Annotated in this window: 21 protein-coding genes; 5 read left to right on the top strand and 16 right to left on the bottom strand. The window is 72.7% G+C overall.

Annotation, left to right across the window (positions count from 1 at the left end; translation table 11 throughout):
* Positions 1-46: 46 nt before the first annotated feature.
* Positions 47-316, bottom strand: coding sequence for a DivIVA domain-containing protein (locus Dvina_RS55110; protein ID WP_223101955.1), 270 nt, complete (start codon positions 314-316; stop codon positions 47-49).
* A 38-nt stretch (positions 317-354) separates the two neighbouring features.
* Between Dvina_RS55110 and Dvina_RS09020 the strand changes: the two genes are divergently transcribed.
* On the top strand, positions 355-2,967 hold the full coding sequence (locus tag Dvina_RS09020; protein ID WP_246656113.1) for a bifunctional acetate--CoA ligase family protein/GNAT family N-acetyltransferase: 2,613 nt from the start codon (positions 355-357) through the stop codon (positions 2,965-2,967).
* A 28-nt stretch (positions 2,968-2,995) separates the two neighbouring features.
* On the opposite strand, the gene sigB is transcribed toward Dvina_RS09020, so the two are convergent.
* The 7 genes from sigB to Dvina_RS09055 all read right to left on the bottom strand — a co-directional run bounded on the left by sigB (position 2,996) and on the right by Dvina_RS09055 (position 7,867).
* Complete coding sequence (sigB, locus tag Dvina_RS09025; RefSeq protein ID WP_379993006.1) at positions 2,996-3,970, bottom strand: RNA polymerase sigma factor SigB; 975 nt, start codon at positions 3,968-3,970, stop codon at positions 2,996-2,998.
* A 148-nt stretch (positions 3,971-4,118) separates the two neighbouring features.
* Positions 4,119-4,541 carry a D-aminoacyl-tRNA deacylase gene (gene dtd, locus Dvina_RS09030; protein ID WP_223101957.1) on the bottom strand — a complete coding sequence of 141 codons (423 nt, stop codon included), beginning with the start codon at positions 4,539-4,541 and terminating at the stop codon, positions 4,119-4,121.
* On the bottom strand, positions 4,529-5,995 hold the full coding sequence (locus Dvina_RS09035) for a DUF7782 domain-containing protein (RefSeq protein WP_223101958.1): 1,467 nt from the start codon (positions 5,993-5,995) through the stop codon (positions 4,529-4,531). Before Dvina_RS09035 ends, dtd begins: the two co-directional genes overlap by 13 nt.
* 17 nt (positions 5,996-6,012) lie before the next feature.
* The gene (locus tag Dvina_RS09040) at positions 6,013-6,354 is read right to left on the bottom strand and encodes a hypothetical protein (protein WP_223101959.1); all 342 of its coding nucleotides are present in this window, start codon (positions 6,352-6,354) and stop codon (positions 6,013-6,015) included.
* 39 nt (positions 6,355-6,393) lie between these two features.
* Positions 6,394-6,828 (bottom strand): hypothetical protein, encoded by a 435-nt coding sequence (locus Dvina_RS09045; RefSeq protein ID WP_223101960.1) that lies wholly within the window; start codon positions 6,826-6,828, stop codon positions 6,394-6,396.
* A 27-nt stretch (positions 6,829-6,855) separates the two neighbouring features.
* Positions 6,856-7,344 (bottom strand): hypothetical protein, encoded by a 489-nt coding sequence (locus Dvina_RS09050; protein ID WP_223101961.1) that lies wholly within the window; start codon positions 7,342-7,344, stop codon positions 6,856-6,858.
* Between the two features lie 55 nt (positions 7,345-7,399).
* Positions 7,400-7,867, bottom strand: coding sequence for a heme-degrading domain-containing protein (locus Dvina_RS09055; RefSeq protein ID WP_223101962.1), 468 nt, complete (start codon positions 7,865-7,867; stop codon positions 7,400-7,402).
* A gap of 86 nt (positions 7,868-7,953) precedes the next feature.
* Between Dvina_RS09055 and Dvina_RS09060 the strand changes: the two genes are divergently transcribed.
* Positions 7,954-8,382, top strand: a complete 429-nt coding sequence (locus tag Dvina_RS09060; RefSeq protein ID WP_223101963.1) for an SRPBCC domain-containing protein — start codon at positions 7,954-7,956, stop codon at positions 8,380-8,382.
* A 29-nt stretch (positions 8,383-8,411) separates the two neighbouring features.
* Here the strand turns inward: Dvina_RS09060 and Dvina_RS09065 are convergent, their stop codons facing one another.
* The 4 genes from Dvina_RS09065 to Dvina_RS09080 all read right to left on the bottom strand — a co-directional run bounded on the left by Dvina_RS09065 (position 8,412) and on the right by Dvina_RS09080 (position 11,952).
* Positions 8,412-8,987, bottom strand: coding sequence for an HhH-GPD-type base excision DNA repair protein (locus tag Dvina_RS09065; RefSeq protein WP_223101964.1), 576 nt, complete (start codon positions 8,985-8,987; stop codon positions 8,412-8,414).
* A 75-nt stretch (positions 8,988-9,062) separates the two neighbouring features.
* Complete coding sequence (locus Dvina_RS09070) at positions 9,063-9,815, bottom strand: ABC transporter permease (RefSeq protein WP_223101965.1); 753 nt, start codon at positions 9,813-9,815, stop codon at positions 9,063-9,065.
* On the bottom strand, positions 9,812-10,753 hold the full coding sequence (locus Dvina_RS09075) for an ATP-binding cassette domain-containing protein (RefSeq protein ID WP_223101966.1): 942 nt from the start codon (positions 10,751-10,753) through the stop codon (positions 9,812-9,814). Before Dvina_RS09075 ends, Dvina_RS09070 begins: the two co-directional genes overlap by 4 nt.
* Before the next feature lie 152 nt (positions 10,754-10,905).
* A complete protein-coding gene (locus Dvina_RS09080) occupies positions 10,906-11,952 on the bottom strand; it encodes a thiamine pyrophosphate-dependent dehydrogenase E1 component subunit alpha (RefSeq protein ID WP_223101967.1) in 1,047 nt (348 codons plus the stop codon).
* A gap of 101 nt (positions 11,953-12,053) precedes the next feature.
* Between Dvina_RS09080 and Dvina_RS09085 the strand changes: the two genes are divergently transcribed.
* Entirely contained in the window at positions 12,054-12,545 is a 492-nt protein-coding gene (locus Dvina_RS09085) for a toxin-antitoxin system HicB family antitoxin (protein WP_223101968.1), read from the top strand.
* On the opposite strand, the gene Dvina_RS09090 is transcribed toward Dvina_RS09085, so the two are convergent.
* Positions 12,546-13,379: a phosphotransferase family protein gene (locus Dvina_RS09090; RefSeq protein ID WP_223101969.1), complete on the bottom strand. Its 834-nt coding sequence runs from the start codon at positions 13,377-13,379 to the stop codon at positions 12,546-12,548. It lies immediately after the preceding gene.
* Positions 13,380-13,455: 76 nt separating this feature from the next.
* Between Dvina_RS09090 and mscL the strand changes: the two genes are divergently transcribed.
* The gene (mscL, locus tag Dvina_RS09095; RefSeq protein ID WP_223101970.1) at positions 13,456-13,917 is read left to right on the top strand and encodes a large conductance mechanosensitive channel protein MscL; all 462 of its coding nucleotides are present in this window, start codon (positions 13,456-13,458) and stop codon (positions 13,915-13,917) included.
* Between the two features lie 662 nt (positions 13,918-14,579).
* Here mscL and Dvina_RS09100 read toward each other — a convergent pair.
* The 3 genes from Dvina_RS09100 to Dvina_RS09110 all read right to left on the bottom strand — a co-directional run bounded on the left by Dvina_RS09100 (position 14,580) and on the right by Dvina_RS09110 (position 17,959).
* Complete coding sequence (locus Dvina_RS09100; RefSeq protein ID WP_223101971.1) at positions 14,580-14,927, bottom strand: DUF3099 domain-containing protein; 348 nt, start codon at positions 14,925-14,927, stop codon at positions 14,580-14,582.
* A gap of 1,256 nt (positions 14,928-16,183) precedes the next feature.
* Positions 16,184-17,047, bottom strand: coding sequence for a carbohydrate kinase family protein (locus Dvina_RS09105; protein WP_223101972.1), 864 nt, complete (start codon positions 17,045-17,047; stop codon positions 16,184-16,186).
* A 3-nt stretch (positions 17,048-17,050) separates the two neighbouring features.
* Complete coding sequence (locus Dvina_RS09110; RefSeq protein ID WP_223101973.1) at positions 17,051-17,959, bottom strand: pseudouridine-5'-phosphate glycosidase; 909 nt, start codon at positions 17,957-17,959, stop codon at positions 17,051-17,053.
* 104 nt (positions 17,960-18,063) lie between these two features.
* On the opposite strand from Dvina_RS09110, the gene Dvina_RS09115 reads away from it, so the two are divergent.
* Positions 18,064-18,351 (top strand): DUF3039 domain-containing protein, encoded by a 288-nt coding sequence (locus Dvina_RS09115; RefSeq protein WP_223101974.1) that lies wholly within the window; start codon positions 18,064-18,066, stop codon positions 18,349-18,351.
* Positions 18,352-18,376: the final 25 nt, after the last annotated feature.

Consider the following 18,376-nt stretch of genomic DNA (forward strand, 5'->3'; position numbering starts at 1 on the left):
ACCTCATGACCCGCGCGGGACTGATGCAAGCCGCCGGGCCGCGGGACTAGTGCTGGACCGCGGCCTCGAGACGGGTCAGGCGCTGCTTGATGCGGTCGAGTTCGGCGAGCATCTGGGACTCGGCCGCGGGTGACGTACCGTAGGCGGCGTCCGGCGATGCGGCGAGCCGCAACATGGCGATCTCGTCCTGCAACGCGATGAGCGTCTGCGCGACCACGTCGAGGAACTGGTCGACCTCGTCCTCGTCATACCCGCGCTTGCCGAACGGCGCTCGAGCGAACCGCAGCGCCTGCACCTCGGCCGGGGTGAGCATCATGGCTGACACCGTAACCCAGACGGGTGGAGACTATGCGGGTGAACGACGTTTCGGCCACACGGGCCGCGGATGTGCTGCTCGCGGACGGCACCACTGTCCACTTGCGACCGATCCGGCCCCAGGACGCGGACCGGATCGTGGCGCTGCACTCCCGGTTCTCGGAGCGCACGCGCTACCTCCGGTACTTCTCCGCGTATCCCCGCATCCCGCAGCGCGATCTCGACCGCTTCGTGAACGTCGACCACCACGACCGGGAGGCGTTCGTCGTCGAGCACGCCGGCGAGCTGATCGCGGTGGGGCGGTACGACCGGCTGGGTCAGGGCTCGCACCAGGCCGAGGTCGCGTTCGTCGTCGAGGACGCCCACCAGGGCCGCGGCATCGGCTCGGTCCTGATCGAGCACCTGGTGGCGGCGGCGAGCACCGAGGGCATCACCGAGTTCGAGGCCGACGTCCTGCCGGTCAACCAGGCGATGCTCCGCGTGTTCATGGCGGCCGGCTTCCACATCGAGCGCGCGTTCGCCGACGGCGTCGTGCACCTGTGGTTCCCGATCAAGACCACCCCCGACTCCCTGCGCGTGCAGCAGGCCCGGGAACAGCGCGCGGAAGCGCGTTCGATCGCCCGGCTGCTCAACCCCAAGAAGGTGGCCGTGTTCGGCGCGCGGGCGCGTGGCACGGGGGTCGGCGCCGCCCTCCTGGCCCACCTCAAGGGCGCCGGCTTCGCCGGAGAGCTGATCCCGGTCCACCCGTCGGCCACCGTCGTGGGCGGCCTTCCGGCAGTGCCAAGCCTGGGGGGTACTGCGGGTGCCGATCTCGCGGTGATCGCGGTACCCGTGGAGTCGGTGCCCGCGGTCGTCGCCGACTGCGCCGCGGCGGGCGTGCACGGCCTCGTCATCGTGTCGGCCGGCTTCGCCGAGTCCGGCCCCGCGGGCGCACTGGCGCAGGCCGCGCTGCTGCGGGCGGTGCGCGATCACGGCATGCGCCTGGTCGGGCCCAACTGCCTCGGGGTGGCCAACACCGATCCCGGCATCCGGCTCAACGCCACCCTGGCCCCGCTGCTGCCCCGCGCCGGGCGGGTGGGGTTCTTCTCGCAGTCGGCCGCCCTGGGCACGGCGCTGCTGGCCGAGGCCGACCGCCGCGGGCTGGGCCTGTCGACGTTCATCTCGGCCGGCAACCGGGCCGACGTCTCCGGCAACGACGCGCTGCAGTACTGGCGGGAGGACCCGCACACCGACGCCGTCCTGCTGTACCTGGAGACGTTCGGCAACCCGCGCAAGTTCGCCCGCATCGCGCGGGAGCTGGCCCGCCGCAAGCCGGTGGCCGCCGTGGCCAGCCCGGTCCGCCCACCCGCGCTCGACGCCGTCACGGTGGGCCCGGACGCGCGCGGGGTGGCGGCGCTCTTCGCCAACTCCGGCGTCATCCGGGTCGACACGGTGGCCGAGCTCTTCGACGTCGGGCTGCTGATCGCCGGGCGCCCGCTGCCGACCGGTGACCGGGTCGCCGTCGTCACCAACGCGGCCGCGCTGGGGGTGCTGACGGTTGCCAAGGCACCGGCCGCGGGGCTGCGGATCGCGGACGGGTACCCCCGCGACCTCGGTCCTTCAGTGAACGACGTCGACTTCGTGCGGGCGGTGCACGCGGCGCTCGACGACGAGTCGGTGGACGCGGTGATCGCGGCGTACGCGCCCGCGCTGGCCGAGGGGGACCAGCTGGGCGTGGCCGAGCTGCTGCGGGTGTCGACGGCCGGTGCCCCGCGCCCCCTCGCAGTGGTCATGCCGGCCGACCCGTCGTTCACTGTCGCCCCGGGCTACGGCGACGACGACCCGGCCGCGCTGCCGATGTTCCCGGCGATCGAGGAGGCGGTGCGCGCGCTCGGTCGCGTGGCCCGCTACGCCGCCTGGCGCCGGGAGCCGGTCGGCGCGCTGCCGGAGCTGCCCGACGTGGACACGGCGCGCGGGAGCGAGGTCGCGGCCCGGCTGGCGGGCGCGGACGCGGAGGACCGGGGCCAGGCCGACGAGCTGCTGGCCGCCTACGGCATCCCGGTCGTGCCCAGCCGGTGGGCCGCCGGCGACCGCGTCGTCGACGTGGCCCGGCTGATGGGGCTGCCGGTCGCGCTGAAGGTGGCCACGAAGCCGTGGCGGCACCGGATCGACCTGGGCGCGGTCCGGCTCAACCTGACGTCCCCGGACGCGGTGGCCGAGGCGTACCAGGAGCTGGAGCGCCTGTTCGGCCGCGGCGTCGAGGTCGTGGTGCAGTCGATGGTCGCCCCGGGCGTCGCCTGCGTCGTCGAGGTCGTCGACGACCCGTCGTTCGGCCCCGTCGTCGGCTTCGGCCTCGGCGGCGAGGCGGCCGACCTGCTGGGCGACCGCGCGTGGCGCCCCGTGCCCCTGACCGACCGCGACGCCGCCGCCCTGGTCCGCGCACCCCGGGCCGCCCCGCTGCTCACCGGCTACCGCGGCGCCGACCCGGTCGACCTGGACGCCCTGGCCGGCCTGCTCCTGCGGGTCGGCCGGCTGGTGGACGAGCAGCCGCTGCTGTCCTCGCTGACCCTCAACCCGGTCCTGGCCCGCCCGTCGGGCCTGGCCGTCCTGCACGCGAGCGCCGAGTTCGCCCCGCACCAGCCCCGACCCGACAGCGGCCCCCGCCGCTTGTAGCAGCAGGGGCCGCGCTCGGTCGTGCTCGTTACGAGGCGTACGCCTCGAGGCGCTTCGCCCGCGACGGGTGGCGCAGCTTCAGCAGCGTCACCTTCTCGATCTGGCGGATGCGCTCGCGGGAGAGGCCGAACTCGCGGCCGACCTCGTCGAGGGTGCGCTGGCGGCCGTCGTCGAGGCCGAAGCGGAGGCGGATGACCGCCTGCTCGCGCTGGGACAGCGTGGAGAGGACGATCTCGACCTCGGAGCGGAGCATGCCCGCCGAGACGCTGTCGGCCGGCTCCTCGCGCGGGTCGATCCGGGCCACGAAGTCGCCCAGGGCGCTCTCGCCGTCCTCGCCGACGGCCTGGTCCAGGCTGACCGGCTCGCGGTCGTACGAGATCAGCTCGATGACCTGGTACTCCTCGACACCCAGGGCGGCGGCGATCTCGGCGACCACCGGCTCGCGCCCGAGCGATGCGGACAGGTCGCGGCGGGCCCGGACCATGCGGTTGACCTGCTCGACCATGTGCACCGGGATGCGGATGGTGCGGGCCTGGTCGGCCATGGCGCGGGTGATGGCCTGGCGGATCCACCAGGTGGCGTAGGTGGAGAACTTGTAGCCCTTGGTGTAGTCGAACTTCTCGACCGCGCGGATGAGGCCCAGGTTGCCTTCCTGGATGAGGTCCAGGAACGCCATGCCGCGGCCCGTGTACCGCTTCGCGATGCTCACGACCAGCCGGAGGTTGGCCTCCAGGAGGTGGGCCTTCGCGGCGCGGCCCTCGCGGACCACCACCTCGTAGGTGTTCATCCACGCCGGGTGGACCATGCCGGTGGCGAGCTTCTCCTCGGCGTACAGGCCCGCCTCGATCTTCTTCGAGAGGTCGACCTCCTGCTCGGCGGTGAGCAGCTTGGTGCGGCCGATCGTGTTGAGGTACGCGCGAACCAGATCCGCTGAGACGCCCGTGTTGTCGAGCGCGTGCTCCTGCTCCTGCTGCTCGTCGGCCTCAATGTCGACGGCACTGATTTCCGTGTTCTCACTCAGCGGCTGGGCCACTTCGCTCGCCTCCCGTGTGGATTGACAAGTGGCGCGATCATCCTTGCGAGAAGTAGCTTCGCTGAGCGGGCGTGAAGTGGCGGTGAGGCGGCGGAGCCGTGGCACGAATCCGTGAGTCTCAGATCTCCAGCAATACGGTCCGCGGTCCCACGTTCACGCTCTCCACCAGCATGTGGGTGCGGAATCGCCCGGTTTCGACGGCTGCGCCCCGGTTTCGCAGCGCGGAGCAGAAGTGCTCGATCAGGGGCTCCGCCGCCTCCGGGCGCGCGGCCGCGATCCAGGTCGGGCGCCGGCCTTTGCGGGCGTCGCCGTAGAGGGTGAACTGCGAGACGACGAGCAGCGGCGCGCCGACGTCGGCGGCCGACTTCTCGTCGTCGAGGATCCGCAGCTCGTACACCTTGCGGGCAAGCGTTTCGGCGGTGTCGGAGGTATCGGTGTGGGTCACCCCGACGAGCACCAGCAGGCCGTCGGCGATCGAGCCGACGACCGTGCCGTCCACGGTGACCGATGCGCGCGAGACCGTCTGGACTAGGGCGCGCACGGCAGCAGGATCCCCCGCTCGACCAGGTGCGAGACGAGCGGCACGGCGACCTCCGCGAGCACCGGCGCCGGCACTTCGTGGGCGACCGCGAGGAGATCCACCTGGTCCTGCAGCGCGACCGAGCCGTCGCAGGCGCCGACGAGCGTCAGCGCGACCGGGTCGACCTCCTCGACCCAGCGCAGGCCGTCGGGCAGGGCTAGCTGCTGCGACCCGACCTCCCAGCCCTCCGCCCCCATGGTGGCCTCCTGGCGCAGCGTCAGCCCGGGCGCGGCCCGGAACCGGGTGCGCAGCAGATCGGCGCCCCGCAGGAAGTCCTGCCGCGAGAACCAGTCCGAGATCAGCGGGCCGAGGTCGCCGCCGACGGTGTGCCGGAGGTCCTCGATGCGCACCGTGGGGTCGGCGTGCCCGCCCGCGCGCAGCGTGATCAGCCCGAACCCGACCCCGTCGACCTTCTGCGCGTCGAACCAGTCGAGCCAGGCCGCGGCCAGCCCCGGCTGCCGCGCCGCGTCCTCGGAGGCGTCGGCCAGCCACAGGTTGACATACGCGAGAGGGTCGGAGACCTCGCGCTGGATCACCCACGCGTCGAGGCCGGTGCCGGCCAGCCAGTCGTTGACCCGCTCGCGCCAGTCCTCGCCGGAGACGTGCAGCCAGTTGGCCAGAAACTGCATGTGCCCGCCGTCGGCCAGCAGCGCCGGCGCGGCCGCGACGAGCTCGGCGCAGACCGCGTCGCCCGGGCGGCCGGAGTCGCGGTAGGTGTGCGCGGTGGTGCCGGGCCCGGCCACGAACGGCGGATTGCTCACGACGAGGTCGAAGCGCCGCCCCGCGACCGGGCGCGTGAGGTCGCCCTCGAGGAGCTCCCACTCGAGGCCGTTGAGCGCGGCGGTCGTGGCGGCGAAGCGAAGGGCCCGCGGCAGTACGTCGGTGGCTGTCACCTGCCGCGCGTGCGTCGACAGGTGCAGGGCCTGCACGCCGCACCCGGTGCCGAGGTCGAGCGCGGTCCCGACGGGGTGGCGCACGGTCGCGGCGGCCAGGGTGCTCGAGGCGCCGCCGATGCCGAGCACGTGATCGCCCGGGAGCGGCCGGCCCGGGCGCATCCCGGCGGACAGGTCGGCCACGACCCACCAGTCGCCGTACGGCTCCAGCTCGACCGCCGCGCGGACGCCCGCACCGTCGGCCTCGAGCAGCGGGACCGCCGCGTCGAGGGGGAGCGGGGCGAGCGCGGCCGCGACCCGGTCGAGCGGCTCCGTCTGCCCGCAGATGAAGAGCCGGATCAGGGTGTCGAGCCGCCCGCCGCCCTCCTGGGTGATGCGCAGCGCGGCCCGGAAGTCGTTGCGCGCGGTAGCGGCCGCGGCGTCCTCGCCGAGACGGGCTCGGATTCCGGAGGCGGTGTATCCCGCGGTGCCGAGGGCCTCGCGCAGGCGGGTCAGGTCGGAGCTGTCAAGCAGTGCGTCCACACCGCCATCCTGGTACGTCAGCGTTGATCGATGCCTATGCAGGCCAGCACCCGGGTCGCGTCCGCGGTCAGGAAGAGCTGAAAGTGGGTCGGCGGATTCTCGATCTTCGCCTCACCGACGCGCAGCGGCCGGTCACCGGCGGTCTGCAGGACGTCGATCGCCTCGGCCGAGCCGAGCATCGGCGTGCCGATCCGGGCCATGTGCTGGGCGCGCCGCAGGTAGCTGCGCGCGAGCTGGTCGGCGGGCAGGGTGTGATCCCACACGACGTATTCGGCACCGGCCTGGATCGCGTCCCGGCACGCTTCGAAGGCCGCTCCCGGCTCCTCACCGAGGAGCCGGAGCAGTGCTTCACGTTCCATGAGCAATATGACCACAAAGCACGGATTTTGACCAGGTTCCTATGCGCAGTTCTTGAGCTGTTTGCGGACGTCGGTGGGCACGGACTCGCAGCTGTTCTTGGCCGCGCCGGAGACCGCCACCCACATCTTCTGGGCGCCGTCGAAGCGGAAGAGGACCGTCGCCCGGTCACCCTCCGTGTGCGCGGTCGCGAAATCGGCGGCGCAGCTGATGTCGGTGAGCCCCTTGCCCAGCTGGACGGCCGCGGCGATCGCGGGGTCGGCGGCGAGGGCCTTCTCGAGGGTGGCGTTGTCGACGGGGCAGCCGGCCTGGGGGCTGGCGCCGGGCTTCAGCGGCGCCGGGCCGCTCTGCGGCAGGAGTGTCGTCTGGTCGGGCGTCGGGACATACGGCGTGGACGGGCCCTGGGGTGACCCGCCGGAGCAGGCCGCGAGGGTGACGGCCGCTCCGGCGAAGACAGCGAGGAGTGTGTATCTCACCCCGGCAATTTACGACACTCGATCGGGTTAGTTCAGGCAACCCTTGAGGTGTGTCGCGACGTCGTCCGGCACCCGGTCCCGGCAGACGCCATCGGTCCCGCCGACGACGGCGGCCCACGTCTTCTTCGCGGCGTCGTATTTGAACAGCACGACCGCCTGATCCATGTTCTCCGGCGTCGCCGTGGCCGTGGCCCAGCCGCCGTAGCAGCTGACGTCCTTGAACCCCTTGCCCAGGAGGATGGCGTCGGCGACCTGCTTGTTGGCCTTGAACGCCTTTTCCAGCACGGCGGCGGTCACCGGGCAGCCGGAGGCCGCCCCGCTGGCCGCGCCGCCGGACGCGGCCTTGCTGCTCGGCGCCTTGTCCGGGCTCGCCGCCTCGCTCACGGGGACGACGGCCTTCGTCGACGCGGGCGGGGCGGAGGTGACCGGCTCGGCCTCGTCGGCGCAGCCGGCCAAGGCGGTCGCGGCGAGCAGCAGGCCCGGTAACGCGACTGGGAGTGCGAATCGAATATTCACACGCGGCATCGTGGGGCCGCCCCGGGCCGCTGTCGACGTCGGGTTCACGACACCGCTATTGCCCTGCGGCAAGGAACCGCTCCAACACCTCCACGACCAGCGCATGATCGTCGGCCTGCGGCAGACCTGACACCGTGACGACGCCGACGACGCCCACATTGCGGACGCGGACCGGGAACGCGCCCCCGTGCGTGGCGTACTCGGCCGGGTCCACCCCGTAGGCCGCGTCGAACACCTTGTCCCGCGCCGCCAGCCGCCGCCCCACCAGGTACGACGAGTTGTGCAGCCGCTCCACCACCCGGACCTTGCGCTCGATCCACCGGTCGTTGTCGGGCGCGGTCCCGGCCAGCGCGGCGTGGAACAGCTGCTGGCCGCCCCGCCGGATGTCGATCGTGATGCCGAGCGAGCGCTCCTTGGCCGTCTCCACCAGCAGGCACCCGAGCGCCCAGGCGTCGTCGTTGTCGAACCGGTCGAACAGCAGCCGGGCCTCCTGGGCCTCCAGCTCCTTGATCAAGTCTTCCACGCGGCGTTCTCCCTTGTTGAAACCCGACTGTCGGGTTTGGGGTCGTCCCGAGTCACCGGCGGCCCCGGCCCGGAGGATTGTCCAGCATGAGAACCCGGACGTTCACCCTGTACATCGCGGCCACACCCGATCGCGTGTGGCGCGCACTCACCGAGCCCGAGCTGACCCGCCGCTACTACCTCGGCCTGGCCGTCGAGTCCACCTGGCAGCCCGGCGCCCCGATCCAGTTCCGCGCGGCCCAGGGCCCGGTCCCGGATGCCCTCTACGGCGAGATTCTGCACGCCTCGCCGGGTCAGACCCTCATATACAGCCTGCTGACCGGCGTCGGACCCGAGCCGGAGCCACACTGCTGGCTCACCTGGGAGATCACGCAGCCCGAGCCGGCACTGACGCGGGTCGCCCTGACCTGCGACGACCTCGAGGACCGCCCCGACTGCGAGCGCGACGAGGCGTGGTCGCGCATCGTGAGCGGCCTGAAGACCGTCCTGGAGACCGGCGCGCCGCTGGTCAGCTGATTCGCGGGTGGGCCGCCGGGGCCGATCGGTCAGCTTTTGGCCGCTTTGGCCTCGGCCTTCATCTGTTTCTTGTACTCCCTCACCTTGGCCAGCGAGGGACCGTCGACGATGTCGGCGACCGAGCGGTGCGACCCTTCCTCGCCGTAGCCCCCGGCCGCGGCGCGCCACCCCTCGGGCTGCACACCGTACTGCTTGCCGAGCAGCGCGACGAAGATCTGCGCCTTCTGCTTGCCGAACCCGGGCAGCCCCTGGACCCGCCGCAGCAGCTCGTGCCCGTCGGCCACGCCGTCCCAGAGCCCGGCCGGGTCCCCGTCGTACCGCTCGGCGAGGACCCGGCACACCTCCTGCACCCGCCCGGCCATGGCCTTGGGAAACCGGTGCAGCGCGGGCGGCGTGGCGAAGATCTGGATGAGCGGCTCCGGGTCGTACTCGGCCAGCTCGTGCGCCGTTGGCTCGTGCCCGAGCCGCCGCACCAGCACGTACGGCGACGAGAACGCCTTCTCCAGCGGAATCTGCTGATCCAGCGTCATCCCGATCAGCAGCGCCAGCGGACTGCGCGTGAGGTACTCATTCGCAGCATCATCAATCGGCAGCGTGATGGCCATGCCGACCATCTTGCCCGGCCCCCGGACGCCCACGCAGCCGAGTCACCCATCCGCCGGCGCGCGGATGCGGCGGGGTCAGCGCGGGGTGGGCGGGCGGGTGAAGCGGGCGCGGGACCAGAGGTAGCCGGCGATGGCCATAGCGGCGGTCCAGCCGAGGGCCCACCACAGGTGGGAGCCGGCGGGAGCGCCGTTCAGGGCCTCGCGCAGGGACTCGATGATCGGGGTGTAGGGCTGGTGCTCCGTGAACGCCCGCACGCCCGCCGACATGTGCTGGGTCGGGGCGAAGGCGCTGCTCAGGATCGGGAGCAGGGTGATCGGCAGGGCGGCGTAGCTGGCGGCCACCACGGTGCGCACGGACAGGCCCATGGCTGTGGTCAGCCAGGCCGCCGCGAACGCTGACAGCGCGACGACGCCGGTCACGGTCAGCCAGCCGGTGAGGGTGGCGTGGGGGCGGTACCCCATGGCGAGGGTCAGCAGCAGGATCAGCAGCACGCACAGAAGGGTCCGCAGGACCGTGCCCAGGACGCGGCCGGTCAGGACCGCGGCGCGGGAGATGCCCATCGTGCGGAACCGGTTGATGATCCCCTCGTTCATGTCGGTGGCCACGGCGACGGCGGTCTGGCCGACGGAGTAGCCGACGCAGAGCACGAGGATGCCCGGGACGACGTAGGCGAGGTACGCGGACGTGCCCAGGGTCGTGGCGCCACCGAAGATGTAGACGAACATCAGCAGCATCAGGATCGGGGCGATAAGCGCGCCGAACATCGTGGACGGGTTGCGGCGGTTGTGCCGCAGGTCCCGGCGCAGCATGGTCAAAGCGTCCCTCATGACACGGGCTCCTTCGTGGCGTGGCCGGTCAGGGCGAAGAAGACGTCGTCCAGGTCCGGGGTGTGGACCGTCAGCGCGTCCGGATCGACGCCCGCGGTCTCCAGTCGGACGAGCAGAGAGCGAAGGTCGGCGGGGGTACCGTCGGTCGGCACCTGCAGCACCAGTGCCTCGTCATCGCGGGCCGCGGTGGGCAGGGCGACGGCGGCGGCGCGGAGCGACTCCGAGGATGAGAACACCAGGCGGACGTGGGCGCCGGGCACCCGGCGCTTGAGTGCGTCCGGGGTGCCGGAGGCGACGATGCGGCCCTGGTCGAGGACGGCGACCTGGTCGGCGAGCTGATCGGCCTCGTCGAGGTACTGCGTGGTCAGGAAGATCGTCACCCCGCCCTTGGCCAGGTCGCGGACGATCTCCCAGACGGTGCGGCGGCTGCGCGGGTCGAGGCCGGTGGTGGGCTCGTCGAGGAAGATCACGCGTGGGCTGCCGACGAGCGTCATGGCCAGGTCGAGGCGGCGCTTCATGCCGCCGGAGTACGTCGCCGGGGTGCGCTTGGCCGCCCCGGTCAGCTCGAAGCGCTCCAGCAGCTCGCTCGCGCGGTCGCGGCCGGCGCGCCGGGGCAGGTGCAGCAGGTCGGCCATGAGCAGGAGGTTCTCCTCGCCGGTGAGGAGGCTGTCGACGGCCGAGAACTGGCCGGTCAGGCCGATCGCGGCGCGGACCTTCGCGGGCTCGGTGGCCAGGTCGTGGCCCGCGACGGCCGCCGTGCCGCCGTCGGGCGGGATGAGCGTGGCCAGGATGTGCACCATCGTGGTCTTGCCGGCGCCGTTGGGGCCGAGCAGCGAGAAGATCGCGCCGGCCGGGACGTCGAGGTCGAGCCCGTCGAGGACGACCTGGTCCCCGTACGACTTGCGCAGCCCGGAGACGGTGATGCCGGAGTTGGTCATGTCGGGTCAGCCATGCCGGAGTCGGTCATGGCATCACTATGGCACCACGCTTGGCGCCATTCAAGTGGCTTTTGGCGCCATGAGGTCGTGGCCGGGGGTCCATGGGGGCGGGAGCCCCCTACCCGGGGCGGGAGCGAAGCGGCCCCGGAATCCTAGGCAAGCGTCTTGTGATACGCCTCCATCCAGTCCTGCTGGGCTCGGACCAGGGGGCTCGGCTGGTTCGCCACGTGTTCGAAGATCGTCGCGACGGTCGGCTCGGGCATCGACATGCATGCATCTCGGGTCTCCTGCGCGAGCCGGTCGGACTCGGCCGCCAGGTCGGCGTCGAACTCGGGCGACGCCCAGCCGCGGGCCCGGATCAGCGCGTCGAGGCGGGCGATCGGGTCGCGCCGGCGCCACACCTCCACCTCCGCGTCCGCGCGGTAGCGGCGGGGGTCGTCGGACGTGCTGTGGCCGGCCATGCGGTACGTCATCGCCTCGATCAGCACCGGCGGCCCGCCCCGGCGCAGCGACTCGGCGGCCCGGGCGGTCACGGCGTGCACGGCGAGGACGTCGTTGCCGTCGACGTGGTACGACTCCAGGCCGAACCCGACCGCGCGGCGGTGCAGCGGGGCGCCCATCTGGCGGCTGGTGCTCGTCGAGATCGCCCACTGGTTGTTCTGGCAGAAGAAGATGACCGGCGCGTCCGCGACGGCCGCCCAGTTCAGGGCCTCGTTGACGTCACCCTGGCTGCTGGCGCCGTCGCCGAAGTACGCGAGGACGACGTCGTCGGCGCCGTCGAACCGGACGCCCACCGCATACCCGGTGGCGTGGAGTGCCTGCGTGCCCAGGACCAGGCTGTAGATGTGGAAGTTGTAGCGGGCGGGGTCCCAGCCGGAGTGCGCGACGCCGCGCCACTGGGCCATCAGCTCGGTCGGGGTCACGCCCCGGCAGCGCGCGGCCGCCTGCTCGCGGTAGCTGGGGAACACGTAGTCGCTCGGGCGCAGCGCCCGCATGGAGCCGACCTGGGCCGCCTCCTGTCCGAGCGACTGGAGCCACAGCCCGAGCTCGCCCTGCCGCTGCAGCGCCAGCGCCTCCTCGTCGAACCGGCGGGCCAGCACCATGTCCCGCAGCAGGGCCCGGCACAGCTCCGGGGTCACCGTGAGCGGGGCCTCGTCATCGTCGCGTAGCGTCCCGTCCGGCGTGAGCAGCTGGATCATGATGCTTCTCCCCTGAGGTGTCGCCTCCTGCTCATCATCCTCCCCGTGGCCGCCTTATCGATGGCGCCATCGGCGCCATGCAATTTGCCATACTTGCGGGCATGGACCTGACCAGCTACGTGGAGGGCCTGCGCGCCGAGCTCCTCGCGGCCGCGGGTCCCGAGGAGTCCGCCCTGGCCGAGCGCCTGGCCGCGGCCGTCGCCTCGGCCACCCGCCTGGCGATGCTCGACGCGCTGACCGACGCGGCCGACGAGATCACCCGCGACCTGGCGCCGGGGTCGGTCGAGGTGCGGGTGCGGGATCGCAACCCGTACTTCGTCGTGACCACGGCGGCCAACGAGCCCGCGCCCGCGCCTCCGGCGGAGCCCGAGCCCGCCCCCGACGGCCCGGTCGGCCGGATCAACTTCCGGCCGCCGGAGCAGCTCAAGCAGCGCATCGAGGAGGCGGCCGCGCGCGACGGGCTCTCGGTCAACGCGTGGCTGACCCGCACGCTGAACGCCGCCCTCAACGCCGCCTCGGCGGGCGCGCCGGCACCGGCCGCGACCGCGCCACGAACCGGGGCGAAAGGGACGTTCGTCGGCTGGGTGGGGTAGCTACGCGAGGTCGCGCCACGTGTCGGTGGTGGCGAAGAAGCGCAGCAGGCCCAGCAGGCGACTGGCCGGCGGGGCGGTCCAGTGCCGGGCCGACGACGGGTCCGGGTCCCGCAGCCGGGCGAGAGCCCAGGTCAGGTGGTGCCAGAGGACGCGCGGCTCCATGTTGGGCTCGCCGTATCCCCGCAGCGCCCACGGCACGACGGTGAGCGGGAGCTTGGCGAACTCGGTGGCGGGGTCGGCCAGCATCGCGTCGCCCCAGTCGACCAGGCCGGTCAGCGTGCCGGACTCGACAATGATGTTCTGCGGTGCGACGTCGCCGTGGATCGGTACCGGCAGCGGGGCGATCGGCACCCTCGGGGCCAGCCGGTCGAACCATCCGGCCAGCCACTCGGCCGCCTCCTGGTCCATGCGCCCCTCCGCGCGCAGGTCCGAGACCAGGGCCCACGGGTCGGGCGGCGGGCCGGCCACCGGGAGCCCTGGCGCGGGCGCGATGCGGTGCAGCTTCGCGAGTTCGCGCCCGACGCTCTCGAAAAGCTTCGGCGGCAGTACCCCCTGCGTCTGCAGATCCACCCCGCGGACCCGCTCGGTGACCAGGTAGGGGACCGTGCGGTCGAACTCGATCACGGCCGGGGTCAGGACACCGGCGCGGCGGGCGGCGGGAATGATCACCGCCTCGGTGAAGAGGGCGGCCGCGTCCGCGCGGGCGCGGGGAATCCGCAGGACGAGGTCGTCGCCCAGCAGGTACACGAGGTTGGCGCCACCGGGCGGCCCGGGGTGGACTTTCTCGGCCGGCACTGCGTGTCGCGCGGCGATCGCCTCCGGTAACCCGTCCACGGTAGGTGACTCTGTCACCCGTAGGCGTAGGACGACAACGGATGCGGGCCGGGCTCACCGGCCGTAAGGTGCCTCTGTGCTGAAGGGATTCCGGGATTTCATCTCGCGTGGCAACGTCATCGAGCTCGCCGTCGCAGTGGTCATCGGCGCCGCGTTCAACGGCGTCGTCACCGCGTTCACCGACGGCTTCCTCAAGCCGCTGATCAGTCTGACCGGCGGCATCGGGGTCGACGACAAACAGGGCCTCCAAGTCGGTTCGCAGGTGCTCAACTGGCCCGCGTTCGTCAACGCCGTGATCACGTTCATACTGACCGCGGCCACCGTGTACTTCCTCGTAGTCCTGCCCATGAACAAACTCGCCGAACGCCGTAAGCGGGGCATCGAGCCCGAGCCGGAGGCCCCCAGCGACGAGATCCGCCTCCTGACCGAGATCCGCGACCTCCTGGCCACCGGCACCACCCAGCGCGACCAGGCCGGCCCCATCACCGGCCCCGGCGGCGTAGCACCGGGCACCCCGGTCAAGCCGACCGACCGGTAGCACCACCGCCACGACGCCCGTTCTTGCGCCCCGCGAGGGCCCGCTGCACTGATGCCGCGGCTCTTCGCGGGGCCGCGTGCTGTCGGGCCCACGTTGCTGAGCCGCACGCAATGGAGGCCAGGCGCAGCTGGGCCGCACGCCGTTGGGGCTCGGGCGCTGCTGCGCCGCAGGCTGTTTGGCTTGAGCGCGGCTGTGCCGCAGGCTGTTTGGCTTGGGGCGCGGCTGTGCCGAATGCTGTTGAGGTCGCGCGCTGCTGGGCCGCGCGCTGCTGGGCCGCGCGCTGTTGAGGCCGGGCGCTGCTGGGGCCGGGCGCTGCTGGGCCGGGCGCTGCGGCACGGCACGGTATTGAGCTCGGGCGCTGCTGCGCCGAATGCTGTTGAGCTTGGGCACTGCTGGGCCGGAAGCTGTTGAGGCCGCGCGTTGCTTTGGGACGGACGCCGGATCGACACCGCAAGGCAGAGCCGATGCGCGTCCCCGCTCTCGTCTTGCCGCGGCCACGCCCGTGCTCGGACGTGTCGCACGAGGGGGAACATACCTTCGCGCGGATGCGCCTTGCCCGGGCTCACCTACGCGCGGGCGCGCCTATTTCTGCGGACACATCTATCGCCGGACGCACCTATCCGCGGACCCAACGAAGCGCCGGCGCGAGGACCACCGGAGCGCTACTCGGCATCGATGACCTTGTGCTCACGCTCGGTCAGGGCCTGCTCCGGATTCGGATGCGAGGTCGGCTTGCGCCGAAACTTGTTCCGGAACCGATTCTCTTCCCGCACGGGCGCATCATTGGCCAGCAGCACCGCAACCATGGGCAGAAACACACCACCGGCGACGCAAATGGAGATCCACAGCCAGAACAGCGGAGGCCGAGTAGCCACAAGAATGGCCGCGACAACCACGCAGGCAGCCCGCAGCAGCATCATCAGCACGTAGCGAATCTCACGGGCACGCAGCTCCTGCTCAGGGCTCCGCGCCGCATCGGTGATCAGCTGTGGACGATCCCTGCGACCCATTGGATCGAGTCTGCCACGAACCACAGCCAAACGCCGGACCAGGACACAACCCATCCACCCTCTCCGCCCACGGCCGAGCCCCCACCAGCCTCCCGGCGCGCCCCATCTCCCGGAACCCACCCCGCCCAGCCAATAACCGGGACGCCCAGCCCCCACACCCTGAACCCCGACCCAGCATCCATGAACCACTCCACGCACCGCCCCGCACCAACGCCTCCCCGGCACCAACGCCCCGGAGCCCGCGCACCACAGCCGCACCCGGCACCGGGCCCCGCACCCACGCGCCGCAACCCGCACCCAGGCGCGCCGCCCCGTCCGCGCGCCGCGCTCGGCCCCCGCTTCCGGCCCTCGCGCCGCCTCCGTGCGCCGGTTCCGGCCCCCGCGCCGCGTCCACGCGCCGGTTCCGGCCCCCGCGCCGCGTCCACGCGCCGCGCGCGGGAGCGCGCCCTGCCCACGCGCCGTATCCGCGCGTCGCGCCCGGCCCGCGCGTCGCGCCCGGCCTGCGCGTCGCGCCCGGCCTGCGCGTCGCGCCCGGCCCGCGCGTCGCGCCCGGCCCGCGCGTCGCGTCCGCGCGTCGCGCCCGCTCCCCGCGCCGCGCCCGCTCCTCGCGCCCGCTCCTCGCGCCCGCTCCTCGCGCCGCGTCCGCTCCTCGCGCCGCGTCCGCTCCTCGCGCCGCGTCCGCTCCCCGCGCCGCGTCCGCTCCCCGCGCCGCGTCCGCGCGTCGCGTCCGCGCGTCGCGCGCGGGAGCGCGCCCAGCCCGCGCGCCGCGTCCGCGCGTCGTGCCCGCATTTGCGCGTGCGCGTTTGCGCCCTACGCCGGTCCGCGTCCGTGTGCCGCGTTCACATACCGCGCGCACCGCACGCCGGTCGGGCAGCCAGGTCGCGGCCGCGCTCTAGAGGTCGTCCTGTCCGCGCCCCGTCTGCGTCCGCGCGGCGCGTTCACGCATCGCGTTTTCGTGCCCGCGTCCGCGCGCTTCGTGCCCGCGTCCGCGCGCTTCGTGCCCGCGTCCGCGCGCTTCGTGCGCGTCCGGCAACGCGTGCCAGCCCGCTACTTGCGCCGTCGCCTCGTTCGCGCGCCGCGCCCGGTGTCCGCGTCCGCGCGTTGCGCGCCGTGTGCGCATCCGGGCGTTGCGCGCCGTGTGCGCATCCGGGCGTTGCGCCTTCCGGCCGAGCGGTGGCTGTGCGGCGTTCGGCGGTCGGGTGTTGCCCGTGCGTTTCTGGTCTGGGCTGCGGCGTGCGGTTGGCGGTGGGTGCTCGTCAGGGCCTTGCGCCTAAGTTCTGTACCGCTCGGGCGCCCAAAGTGTTGCCGGCGGCCAGAGCCTCGGCAGGGGGGCGGCCCGTGAGCCAGGCGGTCAGGAAGCCGGCGGCGAAGGCGTCGCCTGCGCCGGTCGGGTCGACGATCTTCGCTACCGGCGTTGCGGGGGCGGCTGTGGTCTGGGTGGCGTCGGCATAGGTGGCGCCTGCTGGGCCCGCCTTCACCACTGCGGCCTTCGCGTGCTGCCGGAGGTCGGCCGGGTTGGTCGAGCCCAGGACCTGGGCCTCGTCCAGGTTCGCGAACAGTAGGTCGACCGGCGGTACCGATGCCAGGAATTTTGGGCCTCCTCGGGATTGCAGAGGAGCGGCTGAGGCGGCGTCCAGGCTTGTGGTCAGGCCGCGGCGGTGGGCCTCCTCGAGGGCGTAGCGGCCCGCGGGGGCGCAGTCTTCGTCGAAGAGGACGTACGCGGACAGGTGGAGGTGGCGCAGCGACGGCAGCGCCAGGGCGCGCTCCACGTCCTCTCGGGACAGGAGGCGGTTGGCGCCGCGGTCGGTGAACATCGTGCGCTCCGCGTCCGAGGTCAGGACCACCACGGTGCCGGTGGCCACGCCCGGGACGCGGCGGATGCTGGTGATGACGCCGGCGGCCTGGAGTTCGGCTGTGCGGGCGTCGCCCGGCTCGTCGGCGCCGGCCACCCCGGCGAAGGCTACGGGTGAGCCGGCGGCGGCCAGCCAGACCGCGGTGTTCGCGGCCGAGCCGCCGCCGGCTGTGCGCACCCGCGCGATGGTGTCGGAGCCGATGGCCAGAGGGCCCTCGTGCACGGTGAGGATGTCGGTGACCACATCACCGATGACGAGGACTGTCACGGGTCAGATCGCCGCGGCGATGCGGGCGGCCAGGTCGGCGTTGCGCAGGATGATGCGGACGTTCACGTCCAGGCTCTTGCCCTCGGTCGCGGTGTGGAAGTGCGCGAGGAGGTACGGCGTGACGTCCTTGCCCGTGACGCCCTCCCGCTCCAGGCCGGCCAGGCCCTCGGCCAGCACCCGGTCGTGCAGCGCCGGGTCGAGCTGCTCCTCGACGGGCAGCGGGTTGGCCACGACCAGGGCGCCCTGGTGCACGTCGTGCGCGCGGGCGGCCCGGATGATCTCGGCGACGGCCCCGGGGTCGTCGGCCGACCAGTCGAGGTCGAAGCCGGCGTCGGTCAGATAAAAGCCGGGGAATCGGCGGGTACCGTAGCCGACCACCCCGACACCGAGCGTCTCCAGCCGTTCCAGGGTGGCGTGCACGTCGAGGATGGACTTGACGCCCGCGCAGACGATGGCGATGGGCAGCCGGGACAGGGCCGTGAGGTCGGCCGATTCGTCGAATGTCGAAACCGCGTCCCGGTGTACTCCACCCAGCCCGCCGGTCGCGAAGACCCGGATGCCGGCCCGCACCGCGATGGCCGAGGTCGCCGCGACGGTCGTGGCTCCGTCGGCGCGCGTGGCCGCGGCCGGGGCGAGGTCGCGCACCGACAGCTTGATCACGCCGTCGCGCTCGGCCAGGTGCCGGATCTCCTCCTCGGACAGGCCGACCACGATCTCGCCGGCGATCATGCCGATCGTCGCCGGTACGGCGCCGGCCTGGCGCACCGTCGCCTCGATCTCCTTGGCCACGGTGAAGTTGGCCGGCCGCGGCAGGCCGTGCGAAATGATCGTGCTCTCCAGGGCGACGACAGGCGCACCGGACTGCAGTGCGGCCTCGACGTCGGCCCCGAGACGAATGGCGTGGTTGATCACCAGGTCACGATAGCCCGGCCAAGTTATCCTCAGGCCGGGCCGGAGTTATCCACAGGGGGAGGTTGGTGCGGGCCAATTCGCGGTGGGCCTGGCAGACTGGGGGTGTGACGACCTCTCCCGAGAACGGTGGTGGAACGCTCACCGACCAGCGCGTCGACGAGCAGACCAGCACCGACTACCGCTACGACGCCGGTGACCACGAGCGCTTCTCGCATTACACGCAGAAGGACAAGCTCATGCAGGCGATGATCGAGGGCACGCCGGTGCGCGCGCTCTGCGGGAAGCTCTGGGTGCCCTCGCGCGACCCGAAACGGTTCCCGGTCTGCCCGGTGTGCAAGGACATCTACGAAAACGTCGTGCAGAACGACGACCCGACACCCCCGAGCTCGTGACGTTCGGCTCGGTTCGGCGCATCGC

This window comes from Dactylosporangium vinaceum, from assembly GCF_019904175.1.
Lineage (GTDB): Bacteria > Actinomycetota > Actinomycetes > Mycobacteriales > Micromonosporaceae > Dactylosporangium > Dactylosporangium vinaceum.

Excerpts from the sequence above, each read along its gene's own strand:
- Dvina_RS09060 (WP_223101963.1), top strand. The coding sequence starts at position 7,954 with ATGAGAACCCGGACGTTCACCCTGTACATCGCGGCCACACCCGATCGC.
- Dvina_RS09085 (WP_223101968.1), top strand. The coding sequence starts at position 12,054 with ATGGACCTGACCAGCTACGTGGAGGGCCTGCGCGCCGAGCTCCTCGCG.
- Dvina_RS09100 (WP_223101971.1), bottom strand. The coding sequence starts at position 14,927 with ATGGGTCGCAGGGATCGTCCACAGCTGATCACCGATGCGGCGCGGAGC.
- Dvina_RS09075 (WP_223101966.1), bottom strand. The coding sequence starts at position 10,753 with ATGACCAACTCCGGCATCACCGTCTCCGGGCTGCGCAAGTCGTACGGG.
- Dvina_RS09070 (WP_223101965.1), bottom strand. The coding sequence starts at position 9,815 with ATGAGGGACGCTTTGACCATGCTGCGCCGGGACCTGCGGCACAACCGC.
- Dvina_RS09080 (WP_223101967.1), bottom strand. The coding sequence starts at position 11,952 with ATGATCCAGCTGCTCACGCCGGACGGGACGCTACGCGACGATGACGAG.
- Dvina_RS09065 (WP_223101964.1), bottom strand. The coding sequence starts at position 8,987 with ATGGCCATCACGCTGCCGATTGATGATGCTGCGAATGAGTACCTCACG.
- Dvina_RS09040 (WP_223101959.1), bottom strand. The coding sequence starts at position 6,354 with ATGGAACGTGAAGCACTGCTCCGGCTCCTCGGTGAGGAGCCGGGAGCG.
- Dvina_RS55110 (WP_223101955.1), bottom strand. The coding sequence starts at position 316 with ATGATGCTCACCCCGGCCGAGGTGCAGGCGCTGCGGTTCGCTCGAGCG.